The following is a 21,010-nucleotide window of genomic DNA, read 5'->3' as shown; positions in this document are numbered from 1 at the left end:
AGCATCAGTTTCGGCTGGTGCTTTTTTATTTTTAAATTTTTCAATAAAGTAGATCCCCTAGCAGTCGATAATTTAGGTAGATTATAGAATGAAGTTAGCCACCCAGTTGGTGGTAAATAAAAAACGCCATTCGGCGTGACATCAGGTATCATATTAAGTGAACCAAACCTATATGAAAGGATGTCCGTCAAATGACGCACTTAAATGATACCATGTCTACTATTTTATTGACTACTCATAAAAAGAATGCTCATCTTACTAAAGAAGAACGTGTGATGATTGCGACTTTAAAGTCGCAAGGACTTTCCAATCGCGCAATTGGTCGCCAATTAGGAGTTAATCATCAAACAATTAATAACGAGCTCAACCGTGGTACGGTCCGCCAACTTCGTCGTCAAAAATTTAATGGTAAGATTTACGAATATTCTTACTACATCTATAGTTATGAAGCTGGTCAGGCCACATATCTTGAACATCACCGCCATTCTGGTCGTCGTCGCTTATATTATTCTTCAAAGCAATTTTTACGATTAGCTGATCAGCTAATGCTTGGTGAGTTTGACGACCACCATTACTCCCCACAAGCGGTTATTTATAAGGCTCGAGATTTAATGAATGATGGCACCCTGATCCCAAAGTCGGTTGTAACTTTATATCAATGGATTAATGAGGGTGTGCTTCGTACGTCCAATTTAGACCTCTTTGAAAAACCTAAACGTAAGCATCATCAAACTCATCCGCAAGCTAAAAGGTGCTTAGGGCCTAATATTGCTCAACGACCTCAAACTGCGGACCAACGGTCCGAAATTGGCCATTGGGAACTGGATACAGTTCAGGGACAGAAAAACGGTAATGACAGTGTTGTACTAGTAATGACTGATCGCCTTTCACGAGTTAATATCACGAGTAAAATTGCTGGTAAAACTGCGCATGCAGTAAATCAGTTCTTTATAAATTTGCGCCAGAAAATGGGCACAGATGCTTACTATCGCATTTTTAAGACAATAACCTCTGACAACGGTTCAGAATTTAGTGAGTTAACACAAGTTCACGATCATGTTTTCTATGCTGATCCGTATTCCCCTTGGGAACGTGGATCCAATGAGATCAATAACCGGTTTCTCCGCAAGGAGATTACCAAAGGTGAAGCTATAAATAACTATAGTAGTGCTCAGATCATAGCGACTAATGATTGGATGAATCACTATCCACGAGCTATGTTTAATGGACATTCGTCAATGGATATCTATCGTAAGGCCTTCTACCAAGAGATATCACAGCTCCATCAACCAATAATCAATTGGTCAGTATTATTTATTTGAGTCCAGTGGCTAACTTATTCTTGAAATTTAGGAGTCGATAATTTAACAAATGATAGCGCTTGCACTATAATGAAGGCGTTGATGTTAAATGAATATTAAGGAGGTCTTATCTATGACGAAAAAGGTCGCATTAGTTACCGGTGGTAGTCAAGGGATTGGCAAGGCGATTGCTGAACGACTGGTTCACGATGGCTTTGCCGTTACCCTGGTGGCACTCGAAGAGGATAAGCTGCAGGCAACCGCGAAGGAACTAGAAGATAAGGGTGGCGAAGCATTGCCGATCGTCGCCGACGTTTCCGACCGGGACGCAGTTTTTGCAGCGGTACAGAAGACGGTTGATCACTTCGGCGACCTCAACGTCATGGTTAACAACGCTGGCCTGGGCCCAACTACCCCGATTGACACGATTACCCCAGAACAATTCCAGAAGGTTTACGCCGTGAACGTCGGTGGTGTCCTCTGGGGAATTCAGGCCGCTCACCAGGCCTTCAAGAAGCTCGGTCACGGTGGCAAGATCATTAACGCCAGTTCGCAGGCCGGGGTTGTCGGTAATCCAAACCTGGCCCTGTACTCCGGCACCAAGTTTGCGATCCGGGGAATTACCCAGGTTGCGGCACGGGACCTGGCCGATGAGGGCATTACCGTTAATGCCTACGCACCAGGGATTGTTAAGACCCCAATGATGTTTGACATTGCTCACCAGGTCGGCAAGAACGCTGGCAAGAGTGATGAATGGGGGATGCAGACCTTTGCCAAGGATATCGCTTTGAAGCGGCTCTCTGAACCAGAGGACGTTGCCAATGCGGTTGCCTTCCTGGCAGGCCCAGACTCCAACTACATCACCGGTCAAACCATCATTGTTGATGGTGGGATGCAGTTCCACTAAAATTTAAGAAAGAAGATTCAGTTTCCGAAATGGGAGCTGGATCTTTTATTTTTCCCAAAAATTAAGGCCAAACGCCGTGTTCTTTGCTACAATTAAAAGCTAGTAGGATATTTAAGGAGGCCTTTTCTTGGCAAAGCGAAAAAGAAGTCGGAAAAAACGCAATTCGGGGACGCGAACGCTTATCTGGGTGCTCGTCGTCATCGCCATTTTCCTGGGTGTCTATGCCGGGCACCACTTTTACCGGATCTGGAACCAGCAGCGGATTGAGCAACAGATGAAGAAGCAGGACCAGGAGGCCAAGGAGCGCTTCATCAAGCAGGTGGCGCCCGAAGCCCAGGCCATGCAGAACACCTATCACGTCTACGCTTCGATTACGATTGCCCAGGCGATCCTGGAGTCGCAGTGGGGGACCAGCAAGCTGGCTTCGCAATACCACAACCTCTTCGGAATCAAGGGGACCGGTCCTAACTCCAAGGAACTGAGCACCAAGGAGTACGTCAACGGCAAGTGGGTCGTCACCACGGGGCGCTTCCGGGTCTACGACAGCTGGAGTGATTCGATCAAGGACCACACCAAGTTAATGCTGACGGGGACGGACACCAACCAGCAGAACTACGATGCCGTCGTCAAAGCCACTTCCTACCAGGAGGCGGCCAAGGCCCTGCAGGAGGCCGGCTATGCCACCGACCCGAACTATGCCCAGAAATTAATCTCGGTAATCAAGACCTATAAGTTATATAATTATGATAAATAGATAAAAAGGGGTAAGAAGAATGCGTGAATTAGAGGAAAAAATAAGGGAATACGGAACCGTGCTGCCTGGCAACGTTCTGAAGGTCGATGCCTTCTTGAACCACCAGGTTGATCCTGAGCTGATGCTTCACATCGGCCAGGAATTTGCCAAGCGCTTTGCAGATGAGGGAATCACGAAGGTCTGGACCGTGGAATCATCCGGGATTGCCCCGGCGGTCATGACCGGCCTGGCAATGAAAATTCCGGTGATCTTTGCCCGCAAGCACAAGAGTCTGACCCTTAACCACGACATGTACGTGGCCGACGTTTATTCTTACACCAAGAAGACGACGAACCGGATTTCGATCTCGAAGAAGTACGTTTCGCCAAGTGACAAGGTCCTCCTAATTGACGACTTCCTGGCAAACGGGCAGGCCGTCGAGGGGATGCTGGAGATTGCCGACCAGGCCGGGGTTGAGGTCGCCGGTGCCGGGATCGTGATCGAAAAGAGCTTCCAGCCGGGAGCCCAGGAGATCAAGGATCGGGGCATTCGGCTGGAATCACTGGCCCGGATCAAGTCCCTGGAAAATAATTCCATTGAATTTATGACTGACTAATCAAGTAAGGGGAGTTTTTCAATGAGTAGAACTGCTTTTTACCCGGGCAGTACCCTGGGCATTATTGCCGTTAACCGCAACGGCGGGGCGCTGATCGCGGCTGCCAAGAAAGCCGGCTTCAACGTCATTGTTTACGATGATCATGCCCAACCGGCGATCACCAAGATGGCGGACGAAACCATCATCGGGGCCTACAACGATAAGGTCAAGCTGACCCAGTTTGGCCAGAGTTGTGATGCCATCATCTACCAGACCCCCAACGTCGATTCGCGGGTGCTGCGCTACCTCAGCCAGTTTGCGGCCGTTCCCCAGGGAATCAACGGCTTGGAGATCATCCAGGACCGGCTGATGGAACGGGCCTTCCTGGATCAAGTCAACATCAACATTGCCCCCTACGTGACGGTGGTGAGCCTGGACGACGTTTACCAGTCGATTGATTCGATCGGCTACCCTGCCCTCCTGAAGCCAATCCAGCGCGGTCTGGGCGAACAGTCGATGATCATCCGGCGTCAGTCCGACATCACCCGGGCGGCCGACTTTATCGACACCGGGACCTACCTCCTGGAATCCTGGATCGATCACACCGCCGAGTACACCATGACGGCGGCCACGGCCGGCAAGGATACGAAGATCTACCCGCTGGCCAAGCTGCAGTTCAATTCGGACCGTCAGCTGATCTCCGTTGCCTCACCAGCCACCGTTCAGGATGATCTGTTAGAGGAGATGCAGCGGATCGTGCAGAGCGTGGCCGATTCGCTCCAGTACCGCGGGGTCTTTTCGGTCAACTTCTACGTGACCGCCACCGGGACCCTCTACGTCAAGAATATCGAGCTGGGGCTGACCTCGATCGCCAACGTCTATGACACCACGGCCAACGTTGACCAGTACGAGGAACAGGTCCGGGCCACGGTTGGCATGCCGCTGCACGTCATTCACCCCCTGCAGACCGGCCTGCTGATGGTGGTGCGCAAGTATCAGCAAGTGGCCATTCAGCGCCAGTGGCTGCTGAAGAGCAACTGGCAGTTCCGTTTCTTCAACGATTCGGAGGGGGACGACCAGAGCATTTTCGGCTTCGTCTGGGTCACCGGGAGCAACAATCTGGTTGACCTGGAGAATCAGGTTGATGACACCGAGGTCTGGCAAGAAACCGTGACCGAGAAAAAGGCCACCGATCAGGGAACAGAAAAGCAATAATAACAACAGTGCTGCCGCCAACCAGCGGGGCGCTGTTTTTGTTTTCGGGCGGGGAGAAAATCTCCCAATCAGGTGTTCGATTTAGCACATCGGCCCCGAATATTTGGTATAATATTAGCCGATCATTTTTTAAGAGAGGACGGTTACGGCGTGAATAATAGTCAAGAGCTTTTAGAAGGAATGAACGACAAGCAGGCCGAGGCGGTAGTGACCACGGAGGGACCGCTGCTGGTCATGGCCGGCGCGGGATCCGGCAAGACCCGGGTGCTGACTCACCGGGTGGCCTATCTGATTGAGGAGAAGGGAGTCCTGCCGTGGAACATCCTGGCGATTACCTTCACCAACAAGGCCGCCAAGGAAATGCAGGAGCGGGTCGGCAAGCTGCTCGGCGAGAGTGCCCGCGACGTCTGGGTTTCCACCTTCCACGCCCTCTGCGTGCGGATTTTGCGGCGCGACATCGAGAAGATTGGCTACAACCGCGCCTTCACGATTGCCGACACCAGCGAGCAGCGGACATTAATGAAGCGGATCTGCGCCGAGCTCAACATCGACACCAAGAAGTTCGACCCCCGCAGCATCCTGAGCGCGATCTCCAACGCAAAGAACGCCCTGCTGACCCCGGCCCAGTACAGCGAGAAGGCCAACTCGATGTTTGAAAACATGGTGGCCCGGGCCTACAAGCTCTACCAGCAGGAACTGGAGGCCAACCAGGCCCTCGACTTCGACGACCTGATCATGAAGACGATCGAGCTCTTCGAAAGCGACCAGGAGACCCTGGAGTTCTACCAGGACAAGTTCCACTACATCCACGTCGACGAGTACCAGGATACCAACGACGCCCAGTACCGCCTGGTCAATTTGCTGGCCAAGAAGTACCAGAACATCTGCGTCGTCGGGGATGCCGACCAGAGTATCTACGGCTGGCGGGGTGCCAACATGAACAACATCCTGAACTTCGAGCACGACTATCCCCAGGCCAAGACCGTCATGCTGGAGCAGAACTACCGGTCGACCCAGACGATTTTGGATGCGGCCAACGAGGTGATCGTCAACAACGTCAACCGGAAGAAGAAGGACCTCTGGACCGAAAACGGCAAGGGGGAAAAGATCTCCTATTACCGGGCCCAGAGCGAGCACGACGAGGCCCAGTTCATCGTCGCCAAGATCAAGGAGGAACGGGAGAAGCACGGCTACCACTACAACGACTTTGCCGTTCTCTACCGGACCAACGCCCAGTCGCGGGTGGTCGAAGAAACCTTCCTGAAGAGCAGCGTGCCCTACACGATGGTCGGGGGCCACAAGTTCTACGACCGCAAGGAAATCCGGGACGTCCTGGCCTACCTGACTTTGATCGTCAACCCCCAGGACTCGATGAGCTTTGAGCGGGTCGTCAACACGCCCAAGCGCGGCATTGGGATGACCAGCGTCGAGCACCTGCGCCAGTTCGCCAGCGACAATCACTGGTCGCTTCTCCAGGCGGCGGAAAACGTCGACATCGCCAACCAGATTACCGCCCGGACGCGCAACAAGATCGGTGAGTTCGGTGAGCTGATGCAGAAGCTGACCAAGCAGGCTGAGTTCCTCAACCTGACTGACCTGACCGACCAGATCCTGGAACTGAGCGGCTACAACAAGATGCTCGATAGCGAAAATACCCTCGAGTCCCAGGCACGGCGCGAAAACCTGGACGAATTCAAGTCGGTTACCCAGGAGTACGACGAAAACCACAAGGACGACGAGGGGACCAACATCCAGAAGATCACCAACTTCCTGGCCGACCTGGCCCTGGTTTCCGACCAGGACGACGTCGACGAGCAGGCACCGGCAGTGACCCTGATGACCCTCCACGCGGCCAAGGGGCTCGAGTTCCCGGTCGTCTTTCTGGTCGGGATGGAAGAGGGGATCTTCCCGCTCTCCCGGGCCGTCTTGGAGGACGACCAGCTGGAAGAGGAGCGGCGCTTGGCCTACGTCGGGATCACCCGGGCCAAGAAGAAGCTCTACCTGACCAACGCTTACTCGCGCCTGTTGTACGGCCGGATTCAACGCAACCAGCCGTCACGCTTCGTCGAGGAGATCAACCCCGACCTCCTGCAGTACGAGAATGGCAACAACGACGCGGGTCTGAGCGAGCGCTCCCTGCCGTTTGGCAAGACGTCCGCCACGGCAACGACCTACCGCAGTCAGCAGAAGCGGCGCTACAAGGACGCCGGCAAGAAGAAGGCGCCGGTCACCAACACCGGGACCGGGGCCGACAAGGTCAGCTGGAAGACCGGCGATAAGGTCAGTCACAAGAAGTGGGGTCAGGGCACCGTCGTCAAGGTCAGCGGGACCGGCAACGACATGGAGCTCGACATTGCCTTCCCACAGCAGGGGGTCAAGCGGCTGCTCGCCAGCTTTGCCCCGATTACCAAAGTTGATTAAAAGTGAGGCCTAAAGGAATGGAAAAAGAACAACCAGTCAGCCAGCTCAGCCTGGATGAGGCCAAACAAGAGATTGCGCCTTTGAGAAAGCAGCTGACTCAGTGGGGCAAGGAATACTACGAAGAGGATAATCCGACGGTCGAGGATTACGTCTACGACCGGGCCTACCAGCGCCTGGTCGAGCTGGAATCGCGTTTTCCGGAATTGAAGACGGCCGATTCGCCGACGCAACGGGTGGGTGGCCAGGTGACCACCCAGCTGACCAAGGTGCGCCACGAGATCCCGATGCTGTCGATGGGGGATGTCTTCTCCGTCGACGAGCTGATGGACTTCAATCAGCGCCAGCAAGAGAACCGCGACGTTGAGGTGGAGCCGGAATACAACCTGGAACTCAAGATCGACGGCCTCTCGCTGTCCCTGGTTTACGAAAACGGCAAGCTGGTCCAGGGCTCGACCCGGGGCAACGGGACGATCGGCGAGGACGTCACCGCCAACGTGAAGACGATCAAGTCGGTACCCCACGAGCTGCCGGAGCCACTGAGCCTGGAGTTTCGGGGCGAGTGCTACATGCCCAAGGCGTCCTTTGTAAAGTTGAATCAGGAGCGGGAGGCGGCGGGCCTGCCCGTCTTCGCCAACCCGCGGAACGCGGCGGCCGGCAGCCTGCGCCAGCTGGATCCTAAGGTGACGGCCAAGCGTGATTTGGCGACCTTCATGTACTACGTGCCGGAGTACCAAAAGCTCGGCGTGACCACCCAGGCGGCGGCCCTAGACCGGATGCGTGAGCTCGGTTTTACCGTCAACCCGAACAACCGGGTGGTCCACAATAAAGAAGAGATCACCACCTACATCGACGAGTACACGGCCAAGCGCGACCAGCTGTCCTACGGGATTGACGGGATCGTCGAAAAGGTGAACGACCTCGATACCGAGACGGCCCTGGGCAACACGGTCAAGGTGCCGCGCTGGGAGATTGCCTACAAGTTCCCACCGGAGGAGCAGGCGACCGTGGTTCGAGATATTGTCTGGACGGTGGGCCGGACCGGCAACGTCACCCCGACGGCCGTGATGGATCCGGTTCAATTGGCCGGGACGACCGTCAGCCGGGCCTCGCTTCACAACCCCGATTATCTGCGGGAGAAGGACATCCGCCTCGGCGACACGGTCTACCTCCACAAGGCCGGTGACATCATTCCGGAGATCTCTCGGGTCGACCTGAAGAAGCGGCCGGCCGCTAGTGAGGAATACGTGGTGCCGACTACCTGTCCGGTCTGTGGCTCGGATCTGGTCCACCTCGACGATGAAGTGGCCCTGCGCTGCATTAACCCGATGTGTCCCGCCCAGATCAAGGAGGGCCTGGCCCACTTCGCCTCCCGGAACGCGATGAACATCGACGGCCTCGGCCCGAAGATCGTTCAGCAGCTCTGGGACAAGAAGATGGTCCGTGACGTGGCTGATCTGTATCACCTTGACCACGACCAATTGTTAACTTTAGATAAATTTGGGGACAAATCAGCCACTAACCTATTGACATCAATCGACAATAGTCGTAATAATTCTGTCGAGCGCTTATTATTTGGCCTAGGGATTCGCCACGTCGGCGCCAAGGCCGCACGGCTGATCATGGCCCACTTTGGCGATCTCGACCACCTGATGGAAGCGTCGGCCGAAGAGGTGGCCAACGTTGACGGCATTGGCCCAACCATCGGTGAGAGCGTCCACACCTACTTTGCCAATCCGCAGGTGGTCGACCTGATCAACCAGCTGCGGGACGCCGGGGTGAACTTCACCTACCAGGGACCAACGACGACGGTGGATGAAGACAGCCCGTGGAACGGTCGCCGGGTCGTGCTCACCGGGAAGCTGGAAGAGCTGACCCGCAGCGCGGCCAAGCAGTGGTTGGAGGATCACGGCGCCAAGGTCACCGGAAGTGTTTCAAAGAAAACTGATATTGTCATTGCCGGAACAGCGGCGGGAAGCAAGCTGACCAAGGCCCAGGACCTGGGCATCACGGTCTGGGACGAGGCCCGTTTCCGTCAGGCAATGCAGGAGGAAAATTAATTTTGAATGCGAAACTAAAGAAATTAACGACGGCCGCCGTCATCGTGATGAGTACCTTCGTGCTGGCCGCCTGTGGGAGCAGCAAGTCGTCGAAGAACTACACGACCACCGGCAACAGCAGCGGTGCCTACCAGGGTGTGATCAAGAACGGTCACTACAAGACCAGCAAGGCCCGGGGGGTCAACGTCAGCCAAAACGACAACCAGTACAACCTGAAGAGCTTTGAAAACGGCCTGACCGAAGTCTCCAAGCTGGTCTTCTCGCCGAAGAGCTACATCTTCCAGGAAGGTCAGTACTTGAACACCAGCACGGTTGAATCCTGGCTGGGGCGGAAGACCAAGAGCAACCCCAACGGCCTGAACCCGGCCCAGGGGAAGAAGAGCGACCCGAATCCGGAATACATCCAGCAGATTGAGGAACAGGACTACATGACCGAAAACGGGAACTCGATGAAGCTCAAGGGGATCGTCATCGGGATCGGGATCAACTCCGAGTACAACTACAAGAAGAAGACCGATGGGCCAAGCTACACCAAGAAGATCAGCGACGCCGAGGTCCAGCGCCAGGGGAAGATCGCCGCGGCCAAGGTGCTGAAACGGATGCGCAAGAACTCCAAGATTGGCAACGTGCCAATCGTCATCGCCCTTTACAAGCAGGCGCCAGATGACAGCCTGGTCGGCGGGAGCTTCTTTGCCTACAGCAAGAACCGGGGCAACTCGATCAGTTCTTGGCACAAGTTGAACTACAAGACGATGGTTCTGCCAAAGGCCAGCGCGACGAACTCGACCACGAGTGCCAACCAGACCGACAGCGACAGCTTCTCCAATTTCAAGAGCCAAATCCAGAGCTTCTTCCCGAACCTGAGCGGGGTTACGGCTCAGGCACAATACAAAAACGGGCAGCTGAACGGGATGCACATCACCGTCACGACCCAGTTCTACAGCCAGTCTGAAATCACCAGCTTCACCCAGTACATCGCCCGGGCAGCCAAGAAGTACCTGCCAAACGGGATTCCGATTGACATCCGGATCCAATCCGACTCCGAGATGCAGGCGATCGTCTACCGGGACAGCGGCTCTGATACCTTCCGGACTCACGTGCTCACGTCGTATTAAGATCAACAAAATCAGTTCGTTGGTGAAAACCACGGACTGATTTTGTTTTCAGGACCCTTGGCGGTAAAAAACCGGGCGAGAGTGTGCTAAAATTATAAAATGTATGCAAACAAAATTACTGGAAAAGAGGTAGAGAGAATGGCCAGTAAAATCACTGAGCAACAGGTACAACACGTTGCTGAACTTGCCAAGCTTGAATTCCCGAAGGACGAGCTTGGTCAGTTTACCACTCAATTAGGAAACATTATCGACATGTTCGAAGACCTCCAGGCGGTTGATACCGATGGCGTCGAGCCAATGACGTCAGCAACCGACCGGGTAAACGTCATGCGCGAAGACAAGGCCGTTAGATCATCGAAGGAAGAACGGGAAGCGATCTTTAAGAACGCACCGGACGCGGATGACGGCTACATTAGAGTTCCAGCAATCATTGACGAAAGTGAGGACGGCGAATAATGGATTTCTATCAAACCGATCTGACCCAGTTGCATGACGACCTGGTCAACAAGAAGATCAGCGCCACCGAACTGACGAAGGCCACCTTTGACCACATCAAGGCCAACGACGACCAGGTCAAGGCCTTCTTGACCCTGAACGAGGACGCCGCCATGAAGCGGGCAGCAGAGATTGACAACGCGGGCGTGAGCGCCCAGCAACTGGTCTCCGGGGTGCCGTTGGCGGTTAAGGATAACATCTTGACCAAGGGCCTGAAGACGACGGCCGCTTCCAAGATCCTGGAAAACTTCAACCCAGTTTATGACGCCACGGTGGTGGAACGGCTGAACCAGGCCGGCTTCATCAACGTTGGGAAGACCAACCTGGATGAATTTGCCATGGGTTCCTCGACGGAAAACTCCGCCTTCTTCACCACCCACAACCCGTGGGACCTGACCCGGGTACCCGGCGGTTCTTCAGGTGGTTCCGCGGCGGCCGTTGCGGCAGGCGACGTTCTCGGGGCACTGGGGACCGATACCGGTGGTTCCATCCGGATGCCAGCCTCCTTCAACGGCGTGGTCGGCATGAAGCCAACCTATGGCCGTGTTTCCCGGTGGGGGATCATTGCCTTTGGTTCCAGCTTTGACCAGGTCGGCTGGTTGACCCGGACCGTCAAGGACAATGCCTACCTGACGAGCCTGATTGCCGGCAACGACGAGCACGACATGACCTCCTCATTGAAGGAAGTGCCAGACTGGGCTGCCAACTTGAACGACAGCACGAGCGTCAAGGGTCTGCGGATTGCCGTACCGAAGGAATACTTCGATGACCTTGACGAGGACGTTCACGAAGTTATCAAGGCCGCCCTCGACCACCTCGAATCCCTCGGGGCAGTCATCGACGAAGTCACCCTGCCACACACTAAGTACGGGGTTCCGGCTTACTACATCCTGGCCTCATCCGAAGCCAGCTCCAACCTGCAGCGTTACGACGGGATTCGTTACGGCTACCGGGCCAAGGATGTTAAGAACCTGGAAGACGTTTACGTTCGTTCCCGGACGGAAGGCTTCGGTGAAGAAGTCAAGCGGCGGATTATGCTGGGGACCTTCTCCCTGTCCGCCGGGTTCTACGACGCCTACTTCAACAAGGCGGCCAAGGTTCGTCGCCTGATCGCCCAGGACTTTGACGATGTCTTCAAGGACCACGACCTGATCCTCGGGGCTACCGGCGCTTCGACGGCCTTCAAGATTGGTGCCGAAGTTGACGATCCAAAGAAGATGTACATGAACGATGTCCTGACCGTCCCAGTTAACATGGCCGGTCTGCCATCGATGTCCGTTCCGGCCGGCTTCTCCAGCAAGAACGGGATGCCAGTTGGCCTGCAGATCATCGGGAAGCCGTTCGACGAGCAGACCATCTACAACGCTGGTTACGTCTTTGAACAAACCACTGACTTTCACAAGAAAGCACCAAAGTTAGGGGGGCAAAACTAAGATGAACTTTCAAACTACGATCGGGCTCGAAGTCCACGTTGAATTAAAGACCAATTCCAAGATCTACAGTCCATCACCGGTTGAGTATGGTGACCAGCCAAACGAAAACACCAACGTGATCGACTGGGGATACCCCGGCGTATTGCCAACCCTGAACAAGGGCGTTGTGCGTGACGGGATCATGGCCGGGCTGGCACTGCACGCCCAGATTGCCCACCACATGCACTTCGACCGGAAGAACTACTTCTACCCGGACAACCCGAAGGCCTACCAGATCACCCAGTCCGACACGCCAATCGCCCACGACGGCTGGATCGAGATCGAGGTCGACGGCAAAAAGAAGAAGATCGGGATCGAAGAGATGCACATCGAAGAGGATGCCGGGAAGAACACCCACACCAGCAAGTACTCCTACGTTGACCTGAACCGGCAGGGGACGCCACTGATCGAAATCGTCTCCAAGCCGGACATCGCTTCCCCAGAAGAAGCGGTCGCCTACCTGGAAGCCCTGCGCCAGCGGATCCAGTTCACCGGGATCTCCGACGTGAAGATGGAAGAAGGGTCGATGCGTGTCGACACCAACATCTCCATCCGGCCGGTGGGCTCCGACAAGTTCGGGACCAAGACCGAAATGAAGAACATCAACTCCTTCAACTACGTCCGCAAGGCCCTGGCCTACGAAGAAAAGCGGCACCAGAACCTCCTGATGTCCGGTGGCCACATCGCCCAGGAAACGCGGCGTTACGATGAACCAACCGGGACGACGGTTGCCATGCGGTCCAAGGAAGGGGCCGACGACTACCGTTACTTCCCAGAACCAGATATTCCGGACTTGAACGTCAGCGACGAATGGATTCAGGAGATTGCTTCCGAAATGCCAGTCATGCCGGGTGAACGGCGCAAGCACTACGTCGACGATCTCGGGCTGACCGACTACGACGCCATGGTCCTGACCCAGACCAAGGAAATGTCCGACTTCTTCGAGGAAGCGGTCAAGGACGGCGGTGACCCGAAGCGCCTGGCCAACTACCTGATGAACGACGTGAACTCCTACATGAACGACAACCACGTCGACCTGCAGGATACCAAGCTGACGCCGGCCAACCTGGCGGGGATGGTTAAGCTGATCGAAGACGGCACGATTTCCTCTAAGATGGCCAAGAAGGTCTTCAAGGGAATCATGAACGGCGAGGAACCAAATGCCTACGCCAAGGAACACGGCCTGGTTCAGCTGTCCGACCCAGCCCAGCTGCAGCCAATCGTTGACGATGTCCTGGCCAACAACCAGCAGTCAATCGACGATTACAAGAACGGGAAGAACCGGGCATTCGGTTTCCTGATGGGTCAGATCATGAAGCAGACCCACGGGAAGGCCAACCCACAGATGGTTACCCAGCTGCTGAAGAAGTCACTGGCCAACATCTAAGCTGGAGGTGATCTCATGCGAAAACGAGCACGAGTAATTTATAACCCGACTTCCGGCCGGGAAGCCCTGCGCAGCGACCTGGTTGACATCCTGGCGATCTACGAGCAGGCCGGTTACGAAACCAGTGCCTTTGCGACCACACCGGCGCCGAACTCAGCGAAGAACGAGGCACGGCGGGCGGCCGAGGAGGGCTTTGACCTGATCGTGGCCGCCGGTGGTGACGGGACGTTAAACGAGGTGGTCAACGGGATCGCCGGGCTGGAACACCGACCGACAATGGCGATCATTCCGGCCGGGACGACCAACGATTACGCGCGGGCACTGCGGATTCCGCGTGATGATCCGATCGCGGCGGCCAAGCTGATCTTGCGCAAGAACAAGAAGTTCAAGATCGACATTGGCCAGGCTGGCGAGAACTACTTCATGAATATCGCCGCCGGGGGGACGCTGACGGAGCTGACCTACGACGTGCCATCCCAGATGAAGTCGCTCTTTGGCTACGCCGCCTACCTTGCCAAGGGGGCGGAACTCCTGCCACGGATCAAGCCGGTTGACGTCGACATCAAGTACGATGGTCAGGAGTACCGGGGCCAGGCCTCGACGCTCTTCCTCGCCCTGACGAATTCGGTCGGGGGCTTCGAGCAGATCGTGCCGGACGCCGCCTTGGATGACGGGAAGTTCACCATGATCATCGTCAAGAAGAGCGGTCTGGTCGACATGATGAGCCTGATGGCCAAGGCCCTGCAGGGGAAGCACATTGGCGACCCCGGCATCATCTACGCCAAGGCAACCGACGTCGAGGTGACGCCACTGAACCCGGATGATCGCTTGATGATCAACCTCGACGGGGAATACGGTGGTGACGCGCCGATGAAGTTCCACGACCTGAAGCAGCACATTGAGGTAATCGCCAACCTAGACGAGATTCCGGACGACGCGATCACCGAATCGGCGGACTTCAAGCGGGTCGAGAAGGACTTCGTTGAGGGTGTCGACAAGATGAACCAAGAAGAGAAAAAGTAAAATAAAGGGATTGTGAATGCCAAAAGCGGCGTTCACAATCCCTTTTTAGCGTCCCAGTTGAGGGAAGAAAAGCGGTCGTTATATAATAGAGAGCAGAGATTTTCGATGGAGGAAAAGAAATGAAGGTTCAAGTACCAGTACATAAAAACAATGATTATCAGGGCACCGTGGTTGATCTGACCTACCAGGGCAACGGGGTGGTCAAGGTCGACGACTTCCCGGTCTTCGTGCCCAACGCCCTGCCCGGGGAACAGGTGACGATCAGGGTGACCAAGGTGACGCGTAACTTTGCCTGGGGGCGGGTGATGGAGTGGCAGACTAAGAGCCCGGACCGGGTCGACGTCAAGGACAAGGCCTACATCCAGACCGGGATTGCGCCGCTGGGGCACCTGAAGTATGCGGCCCAGCTGAAGTTTAAGCAGCATCAGATTGAGGAGCTGCTGGAGAAGGCCCACCTCGATGAGATCAAGGTGCTGCCGACGATGGGGATGGACACGCCCTACCACTACCGGAACAAGGCCCAGGTGCCGGTGAAGACGGTGCGGGGCCAGCTGGAGACTGGCTTCTACAAGCGGGGCAGCCACACCCTGGTGCCGATTGAGGACTTCTACATCCAGGATCCGAAGATTGACCAGGCGATTGTGGTGGTGCGGGACCTTCTGCGCAAGTACCACGTGACGCCGTACGACGAGCGGACCGGCAAGGGCGTCATCCGGACGGTGATGGTGCGCCGCGGTTACTATAGTCACGAGATGATGGTGGTGCTGGTCACCAACACGAAGCGCCTGCCGATGGAGGAACAGATTGTCGACGGAATCGTGGCCGGGGTGCCGGAAGTCAAGTCGATTGTCCAAAACATCAACGACAAGAAGACCAACCGCTTGCTCGGCGACACCGACAAGACGCTGTGGGGCGCCAGTGAGATCCACGACCAGTTATTGGGGATCGACTTTGCGATTTCGCCGCTGTCCTTCTACCAGGTTAACCCGCAACAGACTGAGCGCCTCTACCAGACGGCAATCGACAATGCGGGGTTGGACGGCAGTCAGACGGTGATCGACGCCTATTGTGGGATCGGAACGATTTCGCTGGCGGTGGCTAAGCACGCCAAGCAGGTCTACGGGGTTGAGATTGTCCCGGCAGCGATTGACGATGCCAAGCACAATGCTAAACGCAACGGAATCAAGAACGCCAAGTTTGTCGTCGGCAAGGCGGAGGAGCAGTTTGCCAAGTGGCAGGCGGCGGGCCTGAAGCCGGATGTCGTGATCGTGGACCCGCCGCGTAAGGGCCTGGCGGAATCGCTGATTGAAGCAACCGGCGAGATGGGACCGCAAAAGGTGATCTACGTTTCCTGCAACCCGGCGACCCTGGTGCGCGATATTCAGCGTTTTGCTGAGGTCGGCTACCATGTGACGAAGCCGATTCAGCCGGTGGATCAGTTCCCGCAGACTACGCATGTCGAGAGCGTTACAGTCCTTGAACGTACAGAAAAATAGCCGATAAACCGCGCTCTGACGGTATTTATAGATGATTGAAAGTGTACTTTTTCCCTTCTGAACTATTGGAAATAGTACACTTCTTCTATTTGAAGCTGGCGGGTCGAGTGTTCTATGTCCTATTTCGATAGTCGAGTGTGCGAATGTCCAGTTTGGCAGGTTGTGTTGATTATGGTAGTGAAAGTAGAAGTGAGCCTTGATATGGTAGCGTTTGTGGTATGTACGAATCGGTCAGTTTGGTACCAAGGAGTGAGTCAACGAAAATAATATTGAATTTATGCTAATTCGGTTAAAATATCGAAAATTCGCAGGAGAGTTGTATACTCGACGTGTATGACAAAAATTATTCTTTTTTAAGGATAAATCAGCTATGCAAGAAATAAATGTTAATCCTAAATTTCAAGAATAAGTTAGCCACTGGACTCAAATAAATAATACTGACCAATTGATTATTGGTTGATGGAGCTGTGATATCTCTTGGTAGAAGGCCTTACGATAGATATCCATTGACGAATGTCCATTAAACATAGCTCGTGGATAGTGATTCATCCAATCATTAGTCGCTATGATCTGAGCACTACTATAGTTATTTATAGCTTCACCTTTGGTAATCTCCTTGCGGAGAAACCGGTTATTGATCTCATTGGATCCACGTTCCCAAGGGGAATACGGATCAGCATAGAAAACATGATCGTGAACTTGTGTTAACTCACTAAATTCTGAACCGTTGTCAGAGGTTATTGTCTTAAAAATGCGATAGTAAGCATCTGTGCCCATTTTCTGGCGCAAATTTATAAAGAACTGATTTACTGCATGCGCAGTTTTACCAGCAATTTTACTCGTGATATTAACTCGTGAAAGGCGATCAGTCATTACTAGTACAACACTGTCATTACCGTTTTTCTGTCCCTGAACTGTATCCAGTTCCCAATGGCCAATTTCGGACCGTTGGTCCGCAGTTTGAGGTCGTTGAGCAATATTAGGCCCTAAGCACCTTTTAGCTTGCGGATGAGTTTGATGATGCTTACGTTTAGGTTTTTCAAAGAGGTCTAAATTGGACGTACGAAGCACACCCTCATTAATCCATTGATATAAAGTTACAACCGACTTTGGGATCAGGGTGCCATCATTCATTAAATCTCGAGCCTTATAAATAACCGCTTGTGGGGAGTAATGGTGGTCGTCAAACTCACCAAGCATTAGCTGATCAGCTAATCGTAAAAATTGCTTTGAAGAATAATATAAGCGACGACGACCAGAATGGCGGTGATGTTCAAGATATGTGGCCTGACCAGCTTCATAACTATAGATGTAGTAAGAATATTCGTAAATCTTACCATTAGATTTTTGACGACGAAGTTGGCGGACCGTACCACGGTTGAGCTCGTTATTAATTGTTTGATGATTAACTCCTAATTGGCGACCAATTGCGCGATTGGAAAGTCCTTGCGACTTTAAAGTCGCAATCATCACACGTTCTTCTTTAGTAAGATGAGCATTCTTTTTATGAGTAGTCAATAAAATAGTAGACATGGTATCATTTAAGTGCGTCATTTGACGGACATCCTTTCATATAGGTTTGGTTCACTTAATATGATACCTGATGTCACGCCGAATGGCGTTTTTTATTTACCACCAACTGGGTGGCTAACTTCATTCTATAATCTACCAATAAATGTTAATCATCATTTATCACAAATTTCAACTGAATATACAATCCATGAATTGAAGGTTGATACTATGGTCAGTCAAGCCGATTTAAAGTTGGAATAATCAGCAAAAATAAGTAAACGTTTTCAATAGTCTGCTACAATAGAGTATACTCAGTTGACCGACGTTGAAGTTATTCAACGCTTACTGGCTTTCAATGATGATCTTAAACAAGCTTATCGTTATTATCAGGACCTTATTCTCGCGATCAATCATCGTAGTAAGGATGAACTCAATCATTTACTCGCGATTAAATGGACCCAGCTTCCCCAATCACTTCAAAAAGTTCAACGGACTCTCCGGAGGAATCGTAAAGAGATTATCACCAGCTTTAAATATGGTGACTACACGAATGGTCCAGTCGAAGGAACTAACAATAAGATCAAAGTTATTAAACGAACTGCTTATGGCTTTCGTAACTTCTTTAATTTTCGGGCTCAAATCCTGCTTGCCCTTCCTAACTCATACTTTGCCATCAACTGGAAGAATAAAAGAACAGCTCATGTCCAATCTCAGACACGAGCTGTTTGAAAAGTTATTCAAATTTTTCTATCAGTACTTTTTGACGAAGAGCCATAAAAAAAGAACTGCTCCATCAAAAGCAGTTCTTCATAATATTAGACAAATTATTGTGGAACAACATTAGTCGCTTGAGGTCCTCGATCGGCTTGTTCAACATCGTAACTAACTTTTTGCCCTTCCTCAAGACTCTTAAAACCGTTAGTTTTAATTGATGAAAAGTGTACGAATACATCTTTACCATCTGAACCAGAGATAAACCCATAGCCCTTATCAGCATTAAACCATTTTACAGTACCATTTTGCATATATATATATCCTCCTAGGAATCAAACCAAAGTAACCAAATTGAATTAACATCTAAGAAAATAATAGATAGCAAAAATGAATGATACTTATAACTTCCTGATGTGTTAATCTGAATAATTTTAACACTTTAATTCGCTGTATGCAACCCTAAATAATTCAAGCGTACAGTTTTTTATATGACTATAATGATGTTCAATCGGAGTTGCTCAGTGTGATAAATAATTGGGTAAGTTCCTCAAAAGAGTTACAGTTACTGGTGGATGACTATTTGTTAACGGTTAACTACAGGTTGGAAGATGGTGATTTTTTCTGCTCTAAAAAGGTGAAAAATAAAAAACACAGTACCGCCCATGATAACGGGGTGACACTGTGCTTGGAGAACTTATGGTGAATAATTCAGGGAGTTATTGTCGTGTTATTGGTTGCTATTTTTTCAGCATAAGAAAAGACCATATTGCTACTCGTTTATAGCCATATGGTCTTTTATATTAGTCAGCGAATGGTGCTTTGCCTAGATAAGCACTGATCATCCAAATATTTTTATCGGTTTCATCCTTGAAGCCATTAAGCATATCTTGAGTTGGGAAGTCTTTTTCTTCGTCAGTAACTTCGATTCCTTTTTGGTATTGGTCACGTAGGTACTTGAATTGATCAACTAGCCGTTGCATGAATTCAGTCATCGTTAATTGATCAAAAGCGACTTTGTCATCTGGTAGGCCAGTATTTTCAATGAATTCGTGAGTTGTTGCCAGTGGGCTACCATTTAAAGCAATCAAGCGTTCTGCAATTTGATCGAGCTGTTCGCTTAGTTGATCGCCATATTCGTCCATCAGCGGATGGAGACGGAAGAAGTTTTCACCGCGCATATACCAGTGTGTTTGTTGAACGTTGACCTTTAATTGGCTGATATCGGCAATCAGTTGATTGAGTTGTGCTTTTGATTTTGGAAAGTCATAATTGTAAGTTGTCATAATGAACCCCCTCTTCATAACTATTGGTTACACTAATACTATAACAGTTGTGAAAGCGCTTTTCAAATAAAATACTTGGGTCCATTGGCGGTATAAATCTTCGATAATTGCTACGGTGTGGCTATTCGTCTTATCCATAAAAAAGCCTGCTTTACTTTCTTTGATCAGGTTTTCCATGGCCCCACGCTTTTGATAGGCTAAGTACAATAATTTGACCCCGGCTTCAGTCATATTAGTGACCATATATTGCCGTTCAAAGAATAGTTCGCCTACTTGATGCGTCGATTTTACTAGGACACGTCGATCAATCGACCAGCTCTTGGCCGCGTAGTTGAATTCACCATAGATGACCGAATTCTGATCAAAATGCTTGGGCACTACTGGTGTGAATTCATCAGCTAGTTGGTCTAAAGCGGCGTTTTGCTTCAGGCGGATCACATATTTTACATCATAAAATTCGCAGAGCGTATAAAGCTCAGGCGTCGCAAAACCACTATCACCGCGTAAAATCAACTGAACATCAAACGGCAATTCACAAAAAGCCGCAAAGATCGGGGCTAAGAATTCTTTGACACCAGTGCTGGTGTACTGATTGCCTGGACGTTGCTTGATTCCTAAAAGCAAATTCAGCTGCGCGATATAGGCCACTAGCGGATGGAAACCAGTAACCCCATAATGCGCATTGAAACTAGCAGCTTCTTGATGACCAAAGGTATCACAATGCGTCGAATCAACATCAAGCATGACCGTGTCAATATGTTTAGTACTGATATAATCGAGCGCCAAAGTTAAAATCAAACGGTTCAAGTGCAGAACATCATCACAAGTTAGCGCACTTAAAAAACGAGAAATAGTCGGTTGTGGTGCTAAATCAGTCGTCCCATGGACCTGTTTCATGACTGGGTCGTTGTAGCGCGTCGGCCGCGACATCATTGCCGTAACCGGCAATATTCAGTTCCAGCATTTGATTGAGTAAGCTAGTTTTAGAATAATGAGGGCCAATATGTTTTTCGCTTAATTGTGCCGCCGCTTGATCAATAATTTGGTCAAGACCAGCTGCGTGCTTAAATTCGGCGTAAAACAACAGGCCTGCGTTATTTGAAAGTTGAACATCATCAGTCTTAATTTTGATTTTAGGGTTGAATCGCAGTTGGGTTTCGTGTAAGTTAGTCATGAGGCATCTCCTGTGTTCGTTATTGTTTGGTCGCTATAACAATAACACGGAAGGTGCTTTTTTGGTACACCATTTTGGTGAAACCCTCAATCAAAGATAAAACTATGGTG

At 51.7% G+C, this 21,010-nt stretch carries 18 protein-coding genes and 1 pseudogene; 14 read left to right on the top strand and 5 right to left on the bottom strand.

What is annotated here, in order from left to right; genetic code table 11:
- Positions 1 to 191: 191 nt before the first annotated feature.
- From LKE23_RS04700 to rlmD, 13 genes are all read left to right on the top strand, one after another.
- The gene (locus LKE23_RS04700) at positions 192 to 1,322 is read left to right on the top strand and encodes an IS30 family transposase (RefSeq protein WP_291976186.1); all 1,131 of its coding nucleotides are present in this window, start codon (positions 192 to 194) and stop codon (positions 1,320 to 1,322) included.
- A gap of 112 nt (positions 1,323 to 1,434) precedes the next feature.
- Entirely contained in the window at positions 1,435 to 2,208 is a 774-nt protein-coding gene (locus LKE23_RS04695) for a (S)-acetoin forming diacetyl reductase (RefSeq protein ID WP_291976185.1), read from the top strand.
- A gap of 127 nt (positions 2,209 to 2,335) precedes the next feature.
- Positions 2,336 to 2,962 carry a glycoside hydrolase family 73 protein gene (locus LKE23_RS04690; RefSeq protein ID WP_291976184.1) on the top strand — a complete coding sequence of 209 codons (627 nt, stop codon included), beginning with the start codon at positions 2,336 to 2,338 and terminating at the stop codon, positions 2,960 to 2,962.
- 19 nt (positions 2,963 to 2,981) lie between these two features.
- Positions 2,982 to 3,557 carry a xanthine phosphoribosyltransferase gene (locus LKE23_RS04685; RefSeq protein WP_291976183.1) on the top strand — a complete coding sequence of 192 codons (576 nt, stop codon included), beginning with the start codon at positions 2,982 to 2,984 and terminating at the stop codon, positions 3,555 to 3,557.
- Between the two features lie 21 nt (positions 3,558 to 3,578).
- Positions 3,579 to 4,751, top strand: a complete 1,173-nt coding sequence (locus tag LKE23_RS04680; RefSeq protein ID WP_291976182.1) for an ATP-grasp domain-containing protein — start codon at positions 3,579 to 3,581, stop codon at positions 4,749 to 4,751.
- A 150-nt stretch (positions 4,752 to 4,901) separates the two neighbouring features.
- A complete protein-coding gene (pcrA, locus tag LKE23_RS04675) occupies positions 4,902 to 7,172 on the top strand; it encodes a DNA helicase PcrA (RefSeq protein ID WP_291976181.1) in 2,271 nt (756 codons plus the stop codon).
- A 17-nt stretch (positions 7,173 to 7,189) separates the two neighbouring features.
- The gene (ligA, locus tag LKE23_RS04670) at positions 7,190 to 9,229 is read left to right on the top strand and encodes an NAD-dependent DNA ligase LigA (protein ID WP_291976180.1); all 2,040 of its coding nucleotides are present in this window, start codon (positions 7,190 to 7,192) and stop codon (positions 9,227 to 9,229) included.
- Positions 9,230 to 9,231: 2 nt separating this feature from the next.
- A complete protein-coding gene (locus tag LKE23_RS04665; RefSeq protein ID WP_291976179.1) occupies positions 9,232 to 10,344 on the top strand; it encodes a CamS family sex pheromone protein in 1,113 nt (370 codons plus the stop codon).
- 138 nt (positions 10,345 to 10,482) lie between these two features.
- Positions 10,483 to 10,800, top strand: coding sequence for an Asp-tRNA(Asn)/Glu-tRNA(Gln) amidotransferase subunit GatC (gatC, locus tag LKE23_RS04660; protein ID WP_267200884.1), 318 nt, complete (start codon positions 10,483 to 10,485; stop codon positions 10,798 to 10,800).
- On the top strand, positions 10,800 to 12,272 hold the full coding sequence (gene gatA / locus LKE23_RS04655; protein ID WP_291976178.1) for an Asp-tRNA(Asn)/Glu-tRNA(Gln) amidotransferase subunit GatA: 1,473 nt from the start codon (positions 10,800 to 10,802) through the stop codon (positions 12,270 to 12,272). The genes gatC and gatA overlap by 1 nt, the downstream gene beginning before the upstream one ends.
- Position 12,273: 1 nt before the next feature.
- Positions 12,274 to 13,698, top strand: coding sequence for an Asp-tRNA(Asn)/Glu-tRNA(Gln) amidotransferase subunit GatB (gatB, locus tag LKE23_RS04650; protein ID WP_291976177.1), 1,425 nt, complete (start codon positions 12,274 to 12,276; stop codon positions 13,696 to 13,698).
- Between the two features lie 15 nt (positions 13,699 to 13,713).
- Positions 13,714 to 14,721, top strand: coding sequence for a diacylglycerol kinase (locus tag LKE23_RS04645; protein ID WP_291976175.1), 1,008 nt, complete (start codon positions 13,714 to 13,716; stop codon positions 14,719 to 14,721).
- A 119-nt stretch (positions 14,722 to 14,840) separates the two neighbouring features.
- Positions 14,841 to 16,217 (top strand): 23S rRNA (uracil(1939)-C(5))-methyltransferase RlmD, encoded by a 1,377-nt coding sequence (gene rlmD / locus LKE23_RS04640; protein ID WP_291976174.1) that lies wholly within the window; start codon positions 14,841 to 14,843, stop codon positions 16,215 to 16,217.
- A gap of 423 nt (positions 16,218 to 16,640) precedes the next feature.
- On the opposite strand, the gene LKE23_RS04635 is transcribed toward rlmD, so the two are convergent.
- Positions 16,641 to 17,771, bottom strand: coding sequence for an IS30 family transposase (locus LKE23_RS04635; RefSeq protein ID WP_291976173.1), 1,131 nt, complete (start codon positions 17,769 to 17,771; stop codon positions 16,641 to 16,643).
- 264 nt (positions 17,772 to 18,035) lie between these two features.
- Here LKE23_RS04635 and LKE23_RS04630 point away from each other — a divergent pair.
- A pseudogene (locus LKE23_RS04630) lies at positions 18,036 to 18,458 on the top strand (ISL3 family transposase); the annotation flags it as partial.
- 95 nt (positions 18,459 to 18,553) lie between these two features.
- Here LKE23_RS04630 and LKE23_RS04625 read toward each other — a convergent pair.
- The 4 genes from LKE23_RS04625 to LKE23_RS04610 form a co-directional block, all read right to left on the bottom strand.
- On the bottom strand, positions 18,554 to 18,754 hold the full coding sequence (locus LKE23_RS04625; protein ID WP_047767872.1) for a cold-shock protein: 201 nt from the start codon (positions 18,752 to 18,754) through the stop codon (positions 18,554 to 18,556).
- 489 nt (positions 18,755 to 19,243) lie between these two features.
- Positions 19,244 to 19,726, bottom strand: a complete 483-nt coding sequence (locus LKE23_RS04620) for a Dps family protein (RefSeq protein WP_002822190.1) — start codon at positions 19,724 to 19,726, stop codon at positions 19,244 to 19,246.
- A gap of 27 nt (positions 19,727 to 19,753) precedes the next feature.
- A complete protein-coding gene (locus LKE23_RS04615) occupies positions 19,754 to 20,623 on the bottom strand; it encodes an IS1380 family transposase (protein WP_291976151.1) in 870 nt (289 codons plus the stop codon).
- Complete coding sequence (locus LKE23_RS04610; RefSeq protein WP_263316704.1) at positions 20,598 to 20,900, bottom strand: hypothetical protein; 303 nt, start codon at positions 20,898 to 20,900, stop codon at positions 20,598 to 20,600. Before LKE23_RS04610 ends, LKE23_RS04615 begins: the two co-directional genes overlap by 26 nt.
- Positions 20,901 to 21,010 lie beyond the last annotated feature (110 nt).

This window comes from Limosilactobacillus sp., assembly GCF_022482365.1.
GTDB lineage: Bacteria > Bacillota > Bacilli > Lactobacillales > Lactobacillaceae > Limosilactobacillus.
Note: the sequence above shows the minus strand (reverse complement) of the source record. Positions and strands in the feature narration are given on the sequence as shown.

Bases quoted from the DNA above. Each gene is read 5' to 3' on its own strand.
- gatB (WP_291976177.1), top strand. From the start codon at position 12,274: ATGAACTTTCAAACTACGATCGGGCTCGAAGTCCACGTTGAATTAAAG.
- gatC (WP_267200884.1), top strand. From the start codon at position 10,483: ATGGCCAGTAAAATCACTGAGCAACAGGTACAACACGTTGCTGAACTT.
- LKE23_RS04620 (WP_002822190.1), bottom strand. From the start codon at position 19,726: ATGACAACTTACAATTATGACTTTCCAAAATCAAAAGCACAACTCAAT.
- LKE23_RS04610 (WP_263316704.1), bottom strand. From the start codon at position 20,900: ATGACTAACTTACACGAAACCCAACTGCGATTCAACCCTAAAATCAAA.
- LKE23_RS04625 (WP_047767872.1), bottom strand. From the start codon at position 18,754: ATGCAAAATGGTACTGTAAAATGGTTTAATGCTGATAAGGGCTATGGG.
- LKE23_RS04635 (WP_291976173.1), bottom strand. From the start codon at position 17,771: ATGACGCACTTAAATGATACCATGTCTACTATTTTATTGACTACTCAT.
- LKE23_RS04645 (WP_291976175.1), top strand. From the start codon at position 13,714: ATGCGAAAACGAGCACGAGTAATTTATAACCCGACTTCCGGCCGGGAA.
- LKE23_RS04685 (WP_291976183.1), top strand. From the start codon at position 2,982: ATGCGTGAATTAGAGGAAAAAATAAGGGAATACGGAACCGTGCTGCCT.
- gatA (WP_291976178.1), top strand. From the start codon at position 10,800: ATGGATTTCTATCAAACCGATCTGACCCAGTTGCATGACGACCTGGTC.
- LKE23_RS04615 (WP_291976151.1), bottom strand. From the start codon at position 20,623: ATGAAACAGGTCCATGGGACGACTGATTTAGCACCACAACCGACTATT.
- LKE23_RS04700 (WP_291976186.1), top strand. From the start codon at position 192: ATGACGCACTTAAATGATACCATGTCTACTATTTTATTGACTACTCAT.
- LKE23_RS04680 (WP_291976182.1), top strand. From the start codon at position 3,579: ATGAGTAGAACTGCTTTTTACCCGGGCAGTACCCTGGGCATTATTGCC.
- LKE23_RS04695 (WP_291976185.1), top strand. From the start codon at position 1,435: ATGACGAAAAAGGTCGCATTAGTTACCGGTGGTAGTCAAGGGATTGGC.
- rlmD (WP_291976174.1), top strand. From the start codon at position 14,841: ATGAAGGTTCAAGTACCAGTACATAAAAACAATGATTATCAGGGCACC.
- ligA (WP_291976180.1), top strand. From the start codon at position 7,190: ATGGAAAAAGAACAACCAGTCAGCCAGCTCAGCCTGGATGAGGCCAAA.